The sequence below is a fragment of the Halomonas halocynthiae DSM 14573 genome, from assembly GCF_000425725.1.
Taxonomy (GTDB): Bacteria; Pseudomonadota; Gammaproteobacteria; order Pseudomonadales; family Halomonadaceae; genus Halomonas; species Halomonas halocynthiae.
On record NZ_AUDZ01000014.1, the window covers coordinates 20223 to 35724 of the forward strand.

General features: G+C 57.0%; 10 protein-coding genes. 6 read left to right on the forward strand and 4 right to left on the reverse strand.

What is annotated here, in order from left to right:
- Positions 1–38 precede the first annotated feature (38 nt).
- The 3 genes from aqpZ to hmuQ all read right to left on the reverse strand — a co-directional run bounded on the left by aqpZ (position 39) and on the right by hmuQ (position 1559).
- A complete protein-coding gene (gene aqpZ, locus H616_RS0102055) occupies positions 39–773 on the reverse strand; it encodes an aquaporin Z (RefSeq protein ID WP_035572386.1) in 735 nt (244 codons plus the stop codon).
- 160 nt (positions 774–933) lie between these two features.
- Positions 934–1227 carry a sll1863 family stress response protein gene (locus H616_RS0102060; protein ID WP_027965864.1) on the reverse strand — a complete coding sequence of 98 codons (294 nt, stop codon included), beginning with the start codon at positions 1225–1227 and terminating at the stop codon, positions 934–936.
- Complete coding sequence (hmuQ, locus tag H616_RS0102065) at positions 1224–1559, reverse strand: heme-degrading protein HmuQ (protein WP_027965865.1); 336 nt, start codon at positions 1557–1559, stop codon at positions 1224–1226. Before hmuQ ends, H616_RS0102060 begins: the two co-directional genes overlap by 4 nt.
- A 234-nt stretch (positions 1560–1793) precedes the next feature.
- On the opposite strand from hmuQ, the gene recC reads away from it, so the two are divergent.
- The 5 genes from recC to H616_RS0102090 all read left to right on the forward strand — a co-directional run bounded on the left by recC (position 1794) and on the right by H616_RS0102090 (position 13400).
- The gene (recC, locus tag H616_RS0102070; RefSeq protein ID WP_027965866.1) at positions 1794–5486 is read left to right on the forward strand and encodes an exodeoxyribonuclease V subunit gamma; all 3693 of its coding nucleotides are present in this window, start codon (positions 1794–1796) and stop codon (positions 5484–5486) included.
- The gene (recB, locus tag H616_RS0102075; RefSeq protein WP_035572388.1) at positions 5483–9334 is read left to right on the forward strand and encodes an exodeoxyribonuclease V subunit beta; all 3852 of its coding nucleotides are present in this window, start codon (positions 5483–5485) and stop codon (positions 9332–9334) included. Before recC ends, recB begins: the two co-directional genes overlap by 4 nt.
- The gene (recD, locus tag H616_RS14030) at positions 9331–11514 is read left to right on the forward strand and encodes an exodeoxyribonuclease V subunit alpha (protein WP_084155656.1); all 2184 of its coding nucleotides are present in this window, start codon (positions 9331–9333) and stop codon (positions 11512–11514) included. The genes recB and recD overlap by 4 nt, the downstream gene beginning before the upstream one ends.
- Before the next feature lie 25 nt (positions 11515–11539).
- A complete protein-coding gene (locus H616_RS0102085; protein ID WP_027965868.1) occupies positions 11540–12514 on the forward strand; it encodes an asparaginase in 975 nt (324 codons plus the stop codon).
- Between the two features lie 73 nt (positions 12515–12587).
- Positions 12588–13400 (forward strand): TraX family protein, encoded by an 813-nt coding sequence (locus H616_RS0102090; RefSeq protein ID WP_027965869.1) that lies wholly within the window; start codon positions 12588–12590, stop codon positions 13398–13400.
- Here the strand turns inward: H616_RS0102090 and H616_RS14035 are convergent.
- The gene (locus H616_RS14035; RefSeq protein ID WP_084155658.1) at positions 13335–14339 is read right to left on the reverse strand and encodes a LysR family transcriptional regulator; all 1005 of its coding nucleotides are present in this window, start codon (positions 14337–14339) and stop codon (positions 13335–13337) included. The genes H616_RS0102090 and H616_RS14035 overlap by 66 nt on opposite strands.
- 152 nt (positions 14340–14491) lie before the next feature.
- Here H616_RS14035 and H616_RS0102100 point away from each other — a divergent pair, with 152 nt between their 5' ends.
- Positions 14492–15490, forward strand: a complete 999-nt coding sequence (locus H616_RS0102100; protein WP_027965870.1) for a YeiH family protein — start codon at positions 14492–14494, stop codon at positions 15488–15490.
- The last annotated feature ends 12 nt before the right edge of the window (positions 15491–15502 follow it).

Consider the following 15502-nt stretch of genomic DNA (forward strand, 5'->3'; position numbering starts at 1 on the left):
TCCGGGCGTTTTAGCGTCTGCTCTCAATTTTTTGCTCTTTAACCTTTGCTTTCGATTCCACCAACTACGGGCTCAGAAGGCGTCGGACTAATCCAGTTGTAAAGCCAGCCACCCAGGGCACCACCAATTAACGGGGCCACCCAGAACAGCCACAGCTGGCTGATAGCCCAGCCACCCACAAAAAGTGCGGGGCCAGTACTACGCGCCGGGTTAACCGAAGTATTCGTTACGGGAATACTGATAAGGTGGATAAGTGTTAGACCCAAACCAATAGCAATTGGCGCAAAGCCAACCGGAGCGCGACCATGAGTCGCGCCCATAATGATGAACAAAAACATCATCGTCAGCACAATTTCAGTCACCAGCGCAGCAGCTAACGAGTAGCCGCCAGGGCTATGTTCACCATACCCATTGGCTGCAAAGCCTGAGGCTGATGCATCAAATCCTTCAACGCCGTTTGCAATGGTATACAGCACCAACGCCCCCAGAATGCCACCAGTCACCTGAGCGACGATATAAGGAACAACCTGTGAGCCTGGAAAACGCCCACCAGCGGTAAGTCCAATCGTCACTGCTGGGTTTAAATGACACCCTGATACATGGCCAATGGCATAGGCCATGGTCAACACCGTTAGACCAAATGCCAACGCTACCCCAAGAAAACCAATCCCAAGCTCTGGAAAGCCTGCCGCTAGCACAGCTGCGCCGCAGCCTCCAAAAGTTAACCAGAAAGTACCGATCAGCTCAGCCGCATATTTTTGTGAGTTTTTCATGACACATTCCTGTGCTTTCAAGACACCCCTTGTGTCTTGTCAGGAAACTGATATTACTTCACAAAATACAGCCGATGCAGACGGATAAGAATTGTTCACTACTTACCAAAACGCCTGCCAGAATCTTGGTAATGACAGGCGTCGCATCGATTTGCGCTGACTATTTAAAGCGCGACCGCGCTTTCTCAAAGGAGTCGCTAATCGAGCCCCAGGCACGCTCAGCACCCTCTTTCAGGTCATCCCACGCATCGTCACTGGCATCGCGCATTTTATTGAGTCGCTCGCGCATCTCATCGCGCTGCTTTTCAAGACGCTCAGCTTCTTTTTCCTGTTCTTTCTCTAACTCACTCTCAGCAGCGGCACTACGTGCTTTCGCACGCAGCAAGTCAATCTCAGCCTGCCACTCCTCTAGCTTAGCGCGTAGCTTCTGCTCATAAACATCACGTTGGCTCATGCGTCATTCTCCTCGTTGTTGACGGTTTGAATTACCGTAAAACCTTCGAAGCTTGGCGGGCCCAAGTAAAGCCCTTCGCGTTTGCTCCTCCCCGCATTGGCATGGGCCTTTCGAAATGCCTCGGAATGCGTCCAGGCGTCAAAATCCTGCTGGGAGCGCCACACCGTATGTGAGGCATAGAGCACGTGATCTTCCCGTTCTGGTCCGCGCAACATCTGGAACACGACAAAACCAGGCAACCCTTGCAGGTGGGTCTCACGCTCCAGCCATATCTGTTCGAACTCAGTCACCCGCTCTGGGTTCACTTTGAAACGGTTCATGGCGATATACATGACGGCAAACCCTCGGTTTTCATGGAACAACATGATTCGACGATGACAGTTCATAGACAGCACAGCAAGCCCATACGGTTCCTGCAAACCGCCAGAAATGCCCTGCACCCGCATAGTAAGATAGCCAAAAGCATCTGGCCGCTCTAACCCTGCTCCCCATTCATAACCCCGCCCATTTCCGGCACCATAGGGTAGGCGCTGAGCCACTGCCCTTTCGCTACTCAAGGATATCCCATGCCCTCCGCTTCTTCTGCTTCTGACGCCCTAGCGCCCGGCTTTCTGGTGGTACACGGCAATCAACTTGAGTCGCTGCGTGACCTGGCGGTGAGCTGGATGCGCCGCGAACCGTTGGCGCCACTAGAAAACGAAGTGATTCTGGTGCAGAGCAACGGCATCAGCCAATGGTTGAAACTGGCGTTAGCAGCCGATGCGCCAAACGGCTCGGGAATTGCCGCGGCGCTGGATATCACACTGCCTGCTCGCTTTCTATGGCAAGCGTATCGTGCCGTGCTTACCCACAGCGAAGGCGAAGATGCCGTGCCTGAGGCGTCGCCACTGGACAAGCCGCGACTGAACTGGCGACTGATGCGCCTATTGCCAGAGCTGCTGAATGACCCAGCGTTCAAGCCATTAGACAATTTTCTCGCCGACGATAACGACCTACGCAAGCGCTTTCAGTTGGCCGAACGCTTAGCAGACTTGTTTGATCAATATCAGGTATATCGCGCCGACTGGCTTGCGGCCTGGGCTGAGGGGCGTGACGAAATCATTGACGCTCGCGGGCAAACCCGTCCTTTGGAGGCTGACCAGTGTTGGCAGCCCGAACTGTGGCGACGACTGCGCGACGATATCGGAAACGAAGGACTCAATACCAGCCGAGCACTGATTCATCAGCGCTTCTTGAATACCTGCCGCACGCTACAGCCAGGGCAACGCCCTGCCGGGTTGCCACGTCGGGTGATCGTCTTCGGTATTTCCTCGCTGCCGCGTCAAACACTAGAGGCGCTAGCGGCCATGTCTCGCGTTAGCCAAGTGCTACTCTGTGTACACAACCCCTGCCGACACTTCTGGGCCGATATCATCGAGCACAAGGATCTGCTACGTGCCGAACGTCGCCGCCAGCGTCAACGCCCAGGCATGCCACAACACCTCGACGACACCGAGCTACACCTGCATGCCCAACCATTGCTCGCCGCCTGGGGTAAGCAAGGCCGCGATTACTTGCGCTTACTCGACGAATTCGACAACCCACACAGCTATAAAGCGATGTTTGATGCCCAGTCGATGCGCATTGACCTATTCAATTCACCACAGGAAACAGAACACGCATCTACGGGCCTGTTGCAGCAATTGCAAGACGATATCCTTGAGCTACGCCCACCGCATGAAACTCGGGTTACTTGGCCAGCCGTAGACCCACAGCAAGATCACAGCTTACGCTTTCACGTTGCCCACAGTGCGTTGCGCGAAGTGGAGATTCTCCACGACCAGTTGCTGGCCGCCTTCGATGCCGACCCCAGTCTGCGGCCGCGCGACATCCTCGTCATGGTGCCGGATATCGACGCCTACGCCGCAGCCGTACAAGCCGTATTTGGACGCTTACCCATCACAGACCCGCGCCATATTCCCTTTACGCTGTCAGACCAGGCCAGCCGTCATCGCCAGCCGTTACTCATTGCACTGGAAAGCCTGCTACATCTGCCCGAATCTCGCCTCACCGTCAGCGACCTGCTAGACCTAGTAGAAGTGCCCGCACTACGCCAGCGTTTTAGCCTAGATATCGATGATTTACCGACGCTGCGCCGCTGGATCGAAGAAGCAGGCATTCGCTGGGGGCTTAACGCTCAGCAACGTGCCAACCTGGACCTACCCAACGACCTTAGCGCTAACACCTGGGCTTTTGGTTTACGTCGCCTGCTGCTGGGATATGCCGTTGGCGACACCGCCGCATCGCCCCTTGACAGCTCACATGCCTCCGAACCGTGGCATAACATTGAGCCCTACGGTGATATCGGCGGGCTAGAGGCGACACTGATCGGCCCCCTATCCGACCTGCTGGATACGCTACACCGCCACTGGCAACAACTCAGCCAGTCCGCCACGGTTGATGACTGGTGCCAGCGCCTTCGTGAACTGCTGGCCGACTGCTTTGCCCCCAGCGAAGAAGCCGACCTAGCCACGCTAGCCCGCTTAGAAGAAGGGCTAGAGCAATGGCAAGAAGCTACTGAAGACGCAGGGTTGACCGATGTGCTGCCGCTGTCTGTGGTACGCGAACACTGGTTAGCCGAGGTCGACCAAGCACATCTTTCCCAACGCTTTCTTGCTGGCGCAGTTAACGTTGCCACGCTGATGCCTATGCGCGCCATTCCCTTCCGCCATGTCTGCCTACTAGGGATGAACGACGAAGACTACCCGCGCATACAACGCCCTCTGGATATCGACTTAATGGGCCAAGACTACCGCCCCGGCGATCGTTCTCGCCGCGACGACGACCGCTACTTATTTCTAGAGGCGCTACTGTCCGCACGGGAGCGACTGCTGATCAGCTGGGTCGGACGTAGCATTCACGACAATGAACCTCAGCCGCCCTCTGTGTTACTCGGCCAGCTGCGTGACCACATTGCAGCTAGCTGGCGGCTAGCGGGCACGGATCAAAACCAAAGCCCAGCGCATCGCGGCAAAATGCTACTGGCCGCACTAACGGTGGAGCACCCTTTGCAACCCTTTAGCCGCGCGTATTTCCAAGCCATTTCGCCCACCACCAAGCTCAGCACCAACAAGCAGCTATTCAGTTACGCCAAAGAGTGGCACGCCATTTATACCGATGCATCGGGGCAGCTCCCCCACACTGAAGCTACCCACTTGCCAGCTTGGCAGCAGGAACAGCCATTAACACTGAGTCAGCTAGGTAACTTTCTCAAATCACCAGCTAAGGCATTTTTTAACACTCGGCTAGGGGTGTATCTGGAGACAGACGACACTGACACCTTGGAGCATGAACCTTTTGACCTCAATGGCCTGAGCATGTGGCAACTTCAGGAAGCGTTAGTCGATGCCGGACGAATCGCGACAGACCAAGGAGGACACTACTTACCTGCCGTTGAAGCACGTCTTCAAGGTCTTGAGCGCGAAGGCCGCCTAGCCATGGGTGGCTTCGCCGAGCGCATGCGCGTCATGCTAACCGAACCCTTGAATGACATGTTCACGCACTACGCTGAAGCACTAACTCACTGGCCCCACCCGATAGTCCAACCCGCCTCTGTCAACCTGTCACTGGGCCACCATGAACCAGGCGCTGGCTCAGACTACCGTTTGGAGGACTGGCTCGACGGGTTGCGAGAAAACGATAACGGAGAATACTGCCGGCTGGTATTGATGACCTCAAGCCTAGTCCGCAAAGGCGAATATCAGTGGCGCAACTGGGTAACGGCATGGGTCGCCCACCTGGCTGGCCAGCTAGCCGTGGGCCCCATGTCTACGCGACTCATTTCTCGCGCTGGCAATCACACCTTGACACCCATGGCTGAAGACGATGCGCGCCACCGCTTGAATGCTATCTTCCACGCGTGGCAGTCCGGCATGAATGCCCCCCTGCCGCTACCGCTAAACAGCGCCTTTATGTGGCTAAAGCAAGGCGGCAGTACCGCCCTGATGCAGCGCTGCTTAGATGCAGAGGACGGCGAAAGCAGCGCAGACGGGGAAGTAGCCATCAAGGCATGGAATGCCGCGCAGAAACGCTACGAGGGCGATGATTATAACGCTGGTGAGCGTGATCAAGACCCTTATCTAGCACATCAGTGGCCCAACTTTGAACGTATAGCTCTAGCGCGCGCTGGCGAGCGCCGTTTCAGCGAACTGGCCGAAGTGCTGTACGCCCCACTGCATGACACAGTGAAAGCAACACCTGCCAAGGGAGACAAGTCATGACACCACTGAACCCCATGGCACTGCCACTCAGCGGCAGCCACTTGATCGAAGCCAGTGCCGGCACCGGCAAAACATTTACTATTGCTTTGTTGTACTTGCGTTTAGTGCTGGGCCCACGCGATTCAAAAGACACCGACAGCTTTCCTCGCCCGCTAATGCCGCCGGAAATTCTGGTAATGACCTTCACCAACGCAGCCACCCGAGAGCTGCGCGACCGAGTTCGCAAGCGGCTAGTGGAGGCGGCGGCGGCCTTTTCTTCGCAGCCGTCTTTACAGGCGTCCGTGCATTCACCAACCGTAACGTCACACACGCCAATAACTGGCGACCTGTTCGCCGAACCCGTCCTTTCCCTCGCGCCACCCGACAACGCAAAAATCGACCCAGCCTTGGCCGAACTACGCAACAGCTACCCAAAGAAGCACTGGCCCAGCTGCGCACGCCGTTTGCGATTAGCCGCGGAATGGATGGATGAAGCAGCGGTATCCACCATTCACTCTTGGTGCCACCGCATGCTACGCGAACATGCCTTCGACAGTGGCAGCCTATTTGCACTCAATATGGAGATTGACCAGCGTCCACTGCAAACTGAAGTCACCCGCGACTACTGGCGCACCTTTTATTACCCATTGGAAAGCACCGAACTAGAGATCATTGCCCGTCACTGGGCCAGCCCCGACGCACTAGGAGAAGACCTGGCCCGGCTGCGCCAGTACGCCACCGCTCTACCCGCAACCACCACCCCGTCACAAATCCTTGCGGATTACAAAGCTCACCTTGCCGAGCTGAAAGCGCCGTGGGGCGTTTGGGCCGACGAGCTCGACGCCCTGCTTGCTGATGCTGCCAAGCGCAAAGTATTCGATGCACGCAAACTCAATGCCAAAAACCGCGTAGCGTGGGTTCAACGACTGCGCGATTGGGCGCAAGATCCCGACCTGTTCAAGCCGAAGCTCAGCGAAGCCGCCAGCAAGCGTCTCACTACCGACGGCTTGGCCGAAATATGGAAAGACAATGAAGCACCACCACAGCATGCCGCACTGGATGCGCTAGTTGAGCTGCCCGCCCAGCTGGCTGCCTTACCCGACCCTAAAAGCCAACTGCTGGCCCACGCGGTTCACTGGACTCAACAACGCCTAATTGAGCAACAGCAACGACGTGCCGAACTCGGGCCAGACGATCTACTCAAGCACCTAGACGCTGCCTTCAACGGCCCCTCCGGCGACGTGCTGGCCGAACGTATTCGTCGCCAGTTTCCCGTGGCCCTGGTGGATGAGTTCCAAGACACCGACCCTGTGCAGTACCGGCTGTTCAAGCGTGTTTACCTCTCCGCAGGAGCCAGCCAGCGTAATGACTGTGGACTGCTGTTAATCGGCGATCCTAAACAGGCCATCTATGCATTTCGTGGCGCGGATATTTACACCTACCTGCAAGCACGCCGCGATACCGCAGGCCGCCACTCAACACTAGGCACCAACTACCGCTCAACCCAAGAGATGGTGGCTGCCGTCAACCAGCTGTTTAGCTATGCCGAACATGCCGAGCACAAGCGTGGTGCCTTCCTGTTTAAGGAAGGTGAAAACAACCCCGTGCCCTTCCAGCAGGTTAATGCCAAAGGGCGCAAAGATTGCTTCGTACGCAATAACACCGCGGGGCACTCGCCCATAACCCAACCGGCACTCACATTGTGGCACTTGGCCGCTGATCAAGAGCTTTCGAAAGACGCCTATAAGCATGAACTGGCCGAGCGCTGCGCCAGCGAAATGGCACAGCTGCTACAAGAAGGCCAAGCTGGCCAGGCTGGCTTTCAGACACAGCAAGACGCAAGCCACAGTGGTAACACAGCGTTTCGTGCCGTACAGCCGTCTGACCTGGCCGTCTTGGTCAATAATGGCGGCGAAGCCCGTGCCATTCGTCGTGCCCTGATGGCACGAGGCATACGCAGCGTTTACCTGTCAGACAAAGACGGGGTATTTGAAACAGCTGCCGCCAGCGAAATACGCCTATGGTTAGCGGCCTGTGCCGCCCCAGACAATGAGCGCGCACTACGCGCTGCCATGGCCACACCAAGCCTCGGTCTTAGCCTTGCTCAGCTCGATGGACTAAACGACGCCAACGGCAATAGCCGCCAAAGTGAATTGATCTGGGAAGCCCGGGTCATGCAGTTTTACGGCTACCATCAGTTATGGCTGCGTCGTGGCGTGCTGCCGATGCTGCACCACCTACTGGCAGACTTTGGTGTAGCAACGCGGCTCCTAGGAGTATCAGCAGGCCATCAGCAGGTTGCTGGCGAAGGCGAACGGCACCTGACCGACTTGCTGCATTTGGGCGAATTACTGCAACAAGCCAGCCAGGAGCTGGACGGAGAACATGCCTTGCTGCGCTGGCTAGACGAAGCCATCGCCCGCCCTGAGCAACAGATCGACGCTCACCGGCTGCGCTTGGAAAGCGATGCAGAGTTAGTGCAAGTTATCACCATTCACAAATCCAAAGGGCTTGAATATCCACTGGTATTTCTGCCCTTTATCACCGCCTTCCGGCCAGCAAAAACCACCGACCTGCCGCTGCGCTGGCACGACAACCACGGCAACTTGTGCCTTTCCTTGCGCGAAGATTCCAATGCCCAGCAATACGCTGACCAAGAGCGGCTCAGTGAAGACCTGCGTAAGCTTTACGTGGCACTCACGCGCTCCAGCCATGCCACCTGGCTAGGCATTGCGCCACTAAAAGACATGCAACTTAGCGCGATCGGCCAGCTAATCAACGGTGGCGAACCAATCACGCCCGACACACTGGGCCCGCAGTTAGAAGTGCTGGCAAATAATGCGCCTTCCATTCACGTTACAGTAGCGCCAACCCCCGACCCAACTCCCGTGCGAAACATCGCGTACAACGACGACAAGCACGCGCTACTGGCTGCACCTCGAACACCTAGCCGACGCATTCGTGAACACTGGTGGATCGCCAGCTACTCGGCTCTGAAATATGGCCCTCAACCGGCTAACCTTCTCTCCGAAGACCGCCATGAACCCTCCACTGCCGATGAAGCCAGCGCACTTGAGGTTAGTGACGAGCCTAACGAACGCGACTCACTCACCAGTACCGTCAGCAGCGGCTCACTGCACCAGTTTCCTCGTGGTCCATCGCCAGGGACTTTCCTGCATGGTGTATTGGAGTGGGCGGCCAGTGAAGGCTTTTCACACTTGGCCAACAACACCGAGCGTCGCAATGATGGCCTGGCACGACGCGCCAACCGTCGTGGCTGGAGCACACAGATACCAGCCTTGAGCCACTGGTTGCCAGCGCTGCTCAATGCACCACTGCCATTTCCAGGCAGCAAAACTCCGCTGAAACTGGCCGAGCTTAAGCACTTCCAGGTCGAACTGGAATTCTGGTTTGCCGCTCATCAGGTCAACAGTACCAAGCTTGATACCCTGATCAGCCAACACACCCTACATGGAGCACCGCGCCCAGCCCTATTGCCGGAAAAGCTCAACGGCGTACTCAAAGGCTTTATCGACCTAGTCGTGGAGCACGAAGGTCGCTATTACGTGGTGGACTGGAAGTCCAATTACTTGGGTCGTGACGACAGCGCCTACACCCCTGATGCCATGCGCGAGGCGGTTCTCGAAAAACGCTATGACCTGCAGTACTGCCTGTATCTGCTGGCTCTTCACCGTCTGCTACGTGCAAAATTGCCGGACTACGCTATAGACCGGCATCTGGGCGGCGCCGTGTATGTCTTTCTACGAGGTACCGAAGCTCCTTCTCGCGGTGTGCACGCCGAAAGCGTGCCACCTCAATTAATCGAAGCGCTCGACACGCTATTCAGCAGCGAGGAGACTGAGCTATGACGCCATTACCAAACTCACTGCCGCCAGTACACAACGATACTACGGCCGCACGCCACACTCCTGAAGCCTTATTTGAGCTACTCAATCAGTGGGTAGCACGCGGCTGGCTGCGCGCTCTGGATCGCGCCTTTGCCGCCTTTTTACTACGTGAGGTTAACGACACTCACCCCTTGTTATTACTGGCAGCAGCCCTGGCCAGTCACCAACTGGGACGCGGCCATGTCTGCCTGGACCTGTCACAGACACTGCTAGCACCAGATTTGGCGCTATCGTTGCCTCCTGATGGCGACACGCCCAACGACCCGCCGCCACTACCCAGCCAGGTAATGGCAGGGCTTACGCTTGCCAAGTGGCAGGCAGCGCTAGCTCACCCCACGCTGGTTAGCAATGGACCAGGCAATACACCACTGGTTCTGGCTGGTGAACACCAGCGGCCACGGCTATATCTGCGACGCTATTGGCACTACGAACAACAGATCCACCAGCAACTCGACACAAGGTTGAACACGCCCGATGATGGCTTAGAGGCCTCCACCAGTCCCGATCGACTCCGCCCACTGCTCGACACACTGTTTACACACCCTGCTCAGCTGCCTGGCGAGATCGACTGGCAGAAAGCCGCCTGCGCACTTGCTAGCCGTAGCCGCTTTGCCGTCATTACCGGAGGACCCGGCACCGGAAAGACCACTACGGTGGTGCGCCTTCTGGCGCTACTACAAGCGCGTCAGTTGGGGCTTGGTCTGCCAGCCCTGCGTATTCGCCTAGCGGCTCCCACCGGCAAGGCCGCTGCACGGCTCAACGAGTCCATCGCTGGGCAAGTGGATCGACTGCCACTGGATGGCCTGGCCAGACATATCGGTCAGCACCCGCAGGCAGATCAAGACGCCACCGTGACAAGCATCACCACCCAGCTAAAACATGCGATTCCTACTAACGTCAGCACCTTACATCGACTACTCGGTGCACGCCCAGGAACACGCCGACTGCACTATCATCGCCACCGCCCCCTGCCATTAGATGTGCTGGTGGTAGACGAAGCCTCGATGATCGACGTCAGCCTGATGGCCGCCATGCTCGATGCCCTCCCGCCTCACGCACGACTTATCCTGTTAGGCGATAAAGACCAGCTGGCCTCGGTGGAGGCCGGCTCCGTACTGGGTGACCTATGCGCCCGTGCTGAAGCAGGCCACTACACGCCTGCGACAGCTGAATGGCTGAGCACCGCCAGCGGTCAGTCCCTACCTAGTAACATGTGTGATGACACCGGCCAACCTCTAGATCAGGCCATCAGCATGCTGCGCCTGAGCCATCGTTTTACCGCCGACAGCGGTATCGGTCAGCTGGCCGAAGCAGTGAACGCCGGTAACCTCATCGCGCTGGATCATATATGGGCAACGGGTTATGCCGACCTCTCGCACCTGCGCATAAAAAGCGATAATCGCTCACGACTTGCTGAGCTGACCATCAGTGGCTATCCCGAGGGGTTTCCCCGCCAAGCAGCTCATCCCGCGGCCAGCCAAGCACTCCCGCCAGTGGGCTATCGCCACTATCTTGAGGTGATGCACAGCCAGCGTCCCGCTCAAAACGCAGCGTCCGAACGTTTTGATGACTGGGCCTCTGACGTATTAGCAGCCCATGGGCGCTTTCAACTGCTGTGTGCTCTACGCCGTGGCCCTTGGGGAGTAGAAGGCCTGAACGACAGCGTGCGCACGGCACTGGAGAAAGAGCAGCTGATCAGTACCGCTAATGGCCTGCACCAATGGTATGCCGGCCGGCCAGTACTGGTAACCGGCAACGACTATGGGTTAGGGCTTATGAATGGCGATATCGGCATCACCCTGAGCACCCCTCACCCAGAAGACACCACACAACAGGCATTGCGTGTGGCCTTCCCTGCCAGTGATGGCACAGGACATATCAAATGGGTATTACCATCGCGCCTAAAATCTGTAGACACCGTATTCGCCATGACGGTCCATAAATCTCAAGGTTCTGAATTCGACCACACGGCCCTCGTGCTACCCGATGCGCCCAGCCCAATACTGACCCGTGAACTGGTTTACACCGGGATTACCCGCGCTCGTCATTGGCTGACGCTGGTTGAGCCTGGACGCGGGCAACTCAGTGATGCCGTTAAACGTCGCGTAATGAGAGTCAGCGGACTCAGCATCAGCCCGTAAATACACCCCATAAAGGCCTCATGGAATGAAAAATACCGTTGTACTGATTTCTCTAGGCGGCACTATCGCCAGTATCCCCGACAGCTCTGGACGAGCGGTTGCCGGCGCCCTTTCTGGCAAGGAGTTGATGGATAAGCTGCAGATCCAGAGCGACAGCACAGTAGACGTCATCACTCTTTGCCAGAAGCCCAGCAACGCCCTGACTGGAGCTGACCTGTTGCAGCTCAGAGACTTGTGCCTAACGCTGTCCCAACGAGACGATGTCGCTGGCGTGGTGGTATCACAAGGCACCGACACCTTGGAAGATATCGCCTACTTCCTTGATACCAGTCTAAGCTTAACTAACACAGGATTAGTCGTTACCGGTGCCCAGCGAGTACCCTATGCCCCCGGCTCAGACGCTGGCCCCAACTTGCGCGACGCGATCAACGTGGCTGGCTCACCCCAGGCTCGCGGAGCGGGTACGCTGGTTATATTCAATGAGCAAATCCATGCCGCCAGCACGGTACGCAAAGTCAGCAGCTATCAACTCAATGGCTTCGGCTCACCCGTCGTTGGCCCCATCGGCTTTGTGGATGGCGACGAAGTCAGGCTGTTCAAACAGTCACAACGACTAAGCGCCCTTACACCTGGGGCACAGTTGCCAAGAGTCGACGTCCTACCAGTGGCAGTCATTGCCTCACCTGCGCTGGTTGAGGCAGCAGTCGCTAGTGGCGCAAAAGGGCTGGTTATCGATGCAATCGGCCGCGGTCAGGTACCACCAGACTGGGTCGAGCCACTTAGCGCAGTAATGAAACGCGGCGTACCGGTAGCCATCGCAACCTCGACGCTTTCAGGTAATTTAGCTGAGGTATATGAATACCCAGGCTGCTTGGCTGAAATGGTCAACTTGGGCGCACTCAAAGCGCAACATTTGAACGCGAAAAAAGCACGGCTGCGACTGATGTGTGCCCTATCCTGTGACATGAGCATCGATCAATCACTGTTTGAGTGGCAGTAGGCCGAACGTAGTTGTGGCGAACCCTTTTCCCGCTTCAGTGTCCCCATGACACTAGCCGTTTTTGGAGTTTGCCATGTCGTCCCCCGCGCCCTTACAAACGTTCGCGCGCCCTCTACCCTTAACTCGCCCGTGCTCAAACTGGGCCGGCTGGGGCCAATGGCTGGCACTCATTACCATGACACTGGATCATTTGGCCCGCTATGTAGCGCCCGAGGCCTGGCAGGTAAGCTGGCTCGGCAGCTCGGTGGGGCGTATCGCCTTTCCGTTGTTTGCCGGCATGGTCGCCTGGCATGCCTGTTTCAACACCCGTGACCCGCTACGCTATGCTCGACGTATTCTAGTTATCGGCTTGGTCGCACAGTTGCCGTATATGCTGATGCCACGCTCAAGCGATGCGCTGATTATCAATATTTGCTTCACACTTTCACTAGGATTAGTGGGAGGTGTCTGGCTCTCAAAGCTGGGGCAACGGCTCAGACAGAAGCGCGCCCGCATTTGGCGGCTCGGCGCAGAAGTGACGGCGGCTGTCATCGTCTGGTGGCTGGCTGGTAGCCTAACGGAGTATGGGCACCTGGGACTGCTACTGATTCCCTCCTATATGGTGGCCATGCAGCACCTGCACGGCAGCGATATGTCACGCAGTCGCATAACGATTGCCGCTCTCAGCTGCGTGCCAGTGCTGATCATCAGCGGGCTCATGAATACCTCACTGATGGCCAAATCATTCACTCTAGGCACCTGTGCCGTCGTATTACTGCTGACAGCGGGCCTCCATCGCCATATACCCACAGTCGTTATTCCGATGCCTCGACGCCTATGGCTAAGTTGGTACCCTGGGCATTTCGCCGCCATTGCGCTGTGGTTGTTTATCATCAGTCGTATGTAAACGACTCAGGTCGTCCAGCACACCACTGCGCTCGGCATCCGTCAGAAATACTTTGAATGCTTGCCATAGAGGGCTGCGATAACGCTCAGGGTGCCATACCAACGAAAAACGCCGCCGCAAAGAAAGTGGTGTGTCCAGCGCCACCAGCTCTCCACGCGCCAGCTCCCCGGCCACGCTGAGCCGAGACAGGCAACTTGCCCCTAGCCCTGCCACTACCGCCTGTTTAACGGCCTCAGTTTGGTCCAGCGCCATACGCACCCGCGGAGTTAGCCGACGCCCCCGCATGGCCTGCTCGAAAACGCTGCGCGTACCTGACCCTGGCTCACGCAAAACCCAGGCCATACTCGCAAGCTCGCTATTGCTAAGCGGCTGACTCTGACCTTCACTTCCACTCGATTTTTCTCGCGCCTGCTCTGGCGACACAACAACAACCAGGCTGTCCTGGCACCAAGGCTCGCTCACCAACACGTTGTCGCGGCATTCGCCTTCGATCAGCCCGATATCCGCCTCCATGCCCAGCACATCATTGGCCACTTCATGGCTGTTACGCAGCCGCAAACGCAGGTCAGCTGACGGATACAGTTCCATGAAATGCCCTACCAAAGCAGGCAGCAAGTAAGTGCCTACCGTGGCACTGGCTGAAATGTTTAACGTGCCGCGCAACGTACCAGAGGGGTCACTGGCCGCGGCAACAAAGTCAGCCATTCCCTCAAGGAGGGCCTCAGCCCGAGGCAGTAGCTCATGGCCCAGCGCATTAAGCCGCAGACGTCGACCAGGCCGCTCAAACAATGTGACACCCAACTGGCGCTCCAAGTCTGATAGCGCTTGGCTGGTGGCCGATTGCGACAAATACAGCGCTAGCGCGGCAGCACTGACAGTGCCTAACCGTGCGACCGCAACAAACACCTGAAGCTGGCGAAAACTGACAGCAGGACCCATATCGGTTTTTCCGAAAAGCGACTTCGTTATTGGTTGATAACTATATCAGCTAGCAAGCCCTAGACTCTCTTCATCGGCATATATCTAGCTCATTGGGAAATATCTCAGCCCAAGCTACCTCGCCTCAACCAACGCATCAGAAAGGAGACGTCATGATCCAGGGGCTTGTCTTATGCGCGCTACTGACTATCGCAGGTTTTAGCTTGGCCCAGCTGCCGGTTTTAGCAAACAACGGCATCAGCCCCCTGGTGGTCGCCCTGTTATTGGGCATCCTTGTTGGCAATACCCCACTAGTGGATAAACTGCGCCACGCTGACCCTGGCCTGAAGTTTGCCACTAGTCGCTTGCTACGCAGCGGCATTATCTTGTTCGGCCTATCCCTCACCGTTCAGCAAATTACTGCGCTAGGGCCCATGGTATTGGTGTTGGATGTTCTGGTGATTACTTGCGTACTGATCGCTGGCTACGTTATCGGTACTCGAGTGCTAGGAATGGATCCTGAGACCACTCTGCTAACCAGTGCTGGCAGCGCCATCTGCGGTGCCGCTGCGGTACTCGCCACTGAGTCCATCATTCGCTCACGCGCTGCCGCCACATCAATGGCCGTCGCTACCGTCGTCGTATTTGGCACCTTAGCCATGTTGCTGTACCCGCTGTTATATCCACTGATGGCCATGCAAGAAGGTCTGTTTGGCGTGTATATCGGTGCCACTATTCACGAAGTGGCCCAGGTCATTGCCGCTGGCGAAGCCGTCGGCCCAGAAGCGCTGACCAATGCCGTCATCGTCAAGTTAGTCAGAGTAATGATGCTGGTGCCTTTCTTGTTGATCATTGGCCGTCTTTGGCTACGCAGCCAACCAGCCAACACTGACGGTACCAGCGGTGGCGCTCGCTTAACTATTCCGTGGTTCGCTTTCGGCTTCATGGCTATGGTGGTGTTCAACAGCGTCATCCACCTGCCGGCGCCCCTACATCAAGGCTTAGTGCTAACAGGTCAACTGGCGCTAGCCATGGCCATGGCGGCACTGGGCTTTAATACCCGGCTTTCCACCCTGCGCGCGTTGGGACTGCGCCCCTTTATTCTGGCTCTGATCCTGTTCATCCTGCTAATGGGCGGAGGATGGATAGCCAGTACTCTGCTGATGGGCTGAACTGGCTATCCT

Excerpts from the sequence above, each read along its gene's own strand:
- aqpZ (WP_035572386.1), bottom strand. The coding sequence starts at position 773 with ATGAAAAACTCACAAAAATATGCGGCTGAGCTGATCGGTACTTTCTGG.
- H616_RS0102060 (WP_027965864.1), bottom strand. The coding sequence starts at position 1,227 with ATGAGCCAACGTGATGTTTATGAGCAGAAGCTACGCGCTAAGCTAGAG.
- hmuQ (WP_027965865.1), bottom strand. The coding sequence starts at position 1,559 with ATGTATATCGCCATGAACCGTTTCAAAGTGAACCCAGAGCGGGTGACT.
- recC (WP_027965866.1), top strand. The coding sequence starts at position 1,794 with ATGCCCTCCGCTTCTTCTGCTTCTGACGCCCTAGCGCCCGGCTTTCTG.
- recB (WP_035572388.1), top strand. The coding sequence starts at position 5,483 with ATGACACCACTGAACCCCATGGCACTGCCACTCAGCGGCAGCCACTTG.
- recD (WP_084155656.1), top strand. The coding sequence starts at position 9,331 with ATGACGCCATTACCAAACTCACTGCCGCCAGTACACAACGATACTACG.
- H616_RS0102085 (WP_027965868.1), top strand. The coding sequence starts at position 11,540 with ATGAAAAATACCGTTGTACTGATTTCTCTAGGCGGCACTATCGCCAGT.
- H616_RS0102090 (WP_027965869.1), top strand. The coding sequence starts at position 12,588 with ATGTCGTCCCCCGCGCCCTTACAAACGTTCGCGCGCCCTCTACCCTTA.
- H616_RS14035 (WP_084155658.1), bottom strand. The coding sequence starts at position 14,339 with ATGGGTCCTGCTGTCAGTTTTCGCCAGCTTCAGGTGTTTGTTGCGGTC.
- H616_RS0102100 (WP_027965870.1), top strand. The coding sequence starts at position 14,492 with ATGATCCAGGGGCTTGTCTTATGCGCGCTACTGACTATCGCAGGTTTT.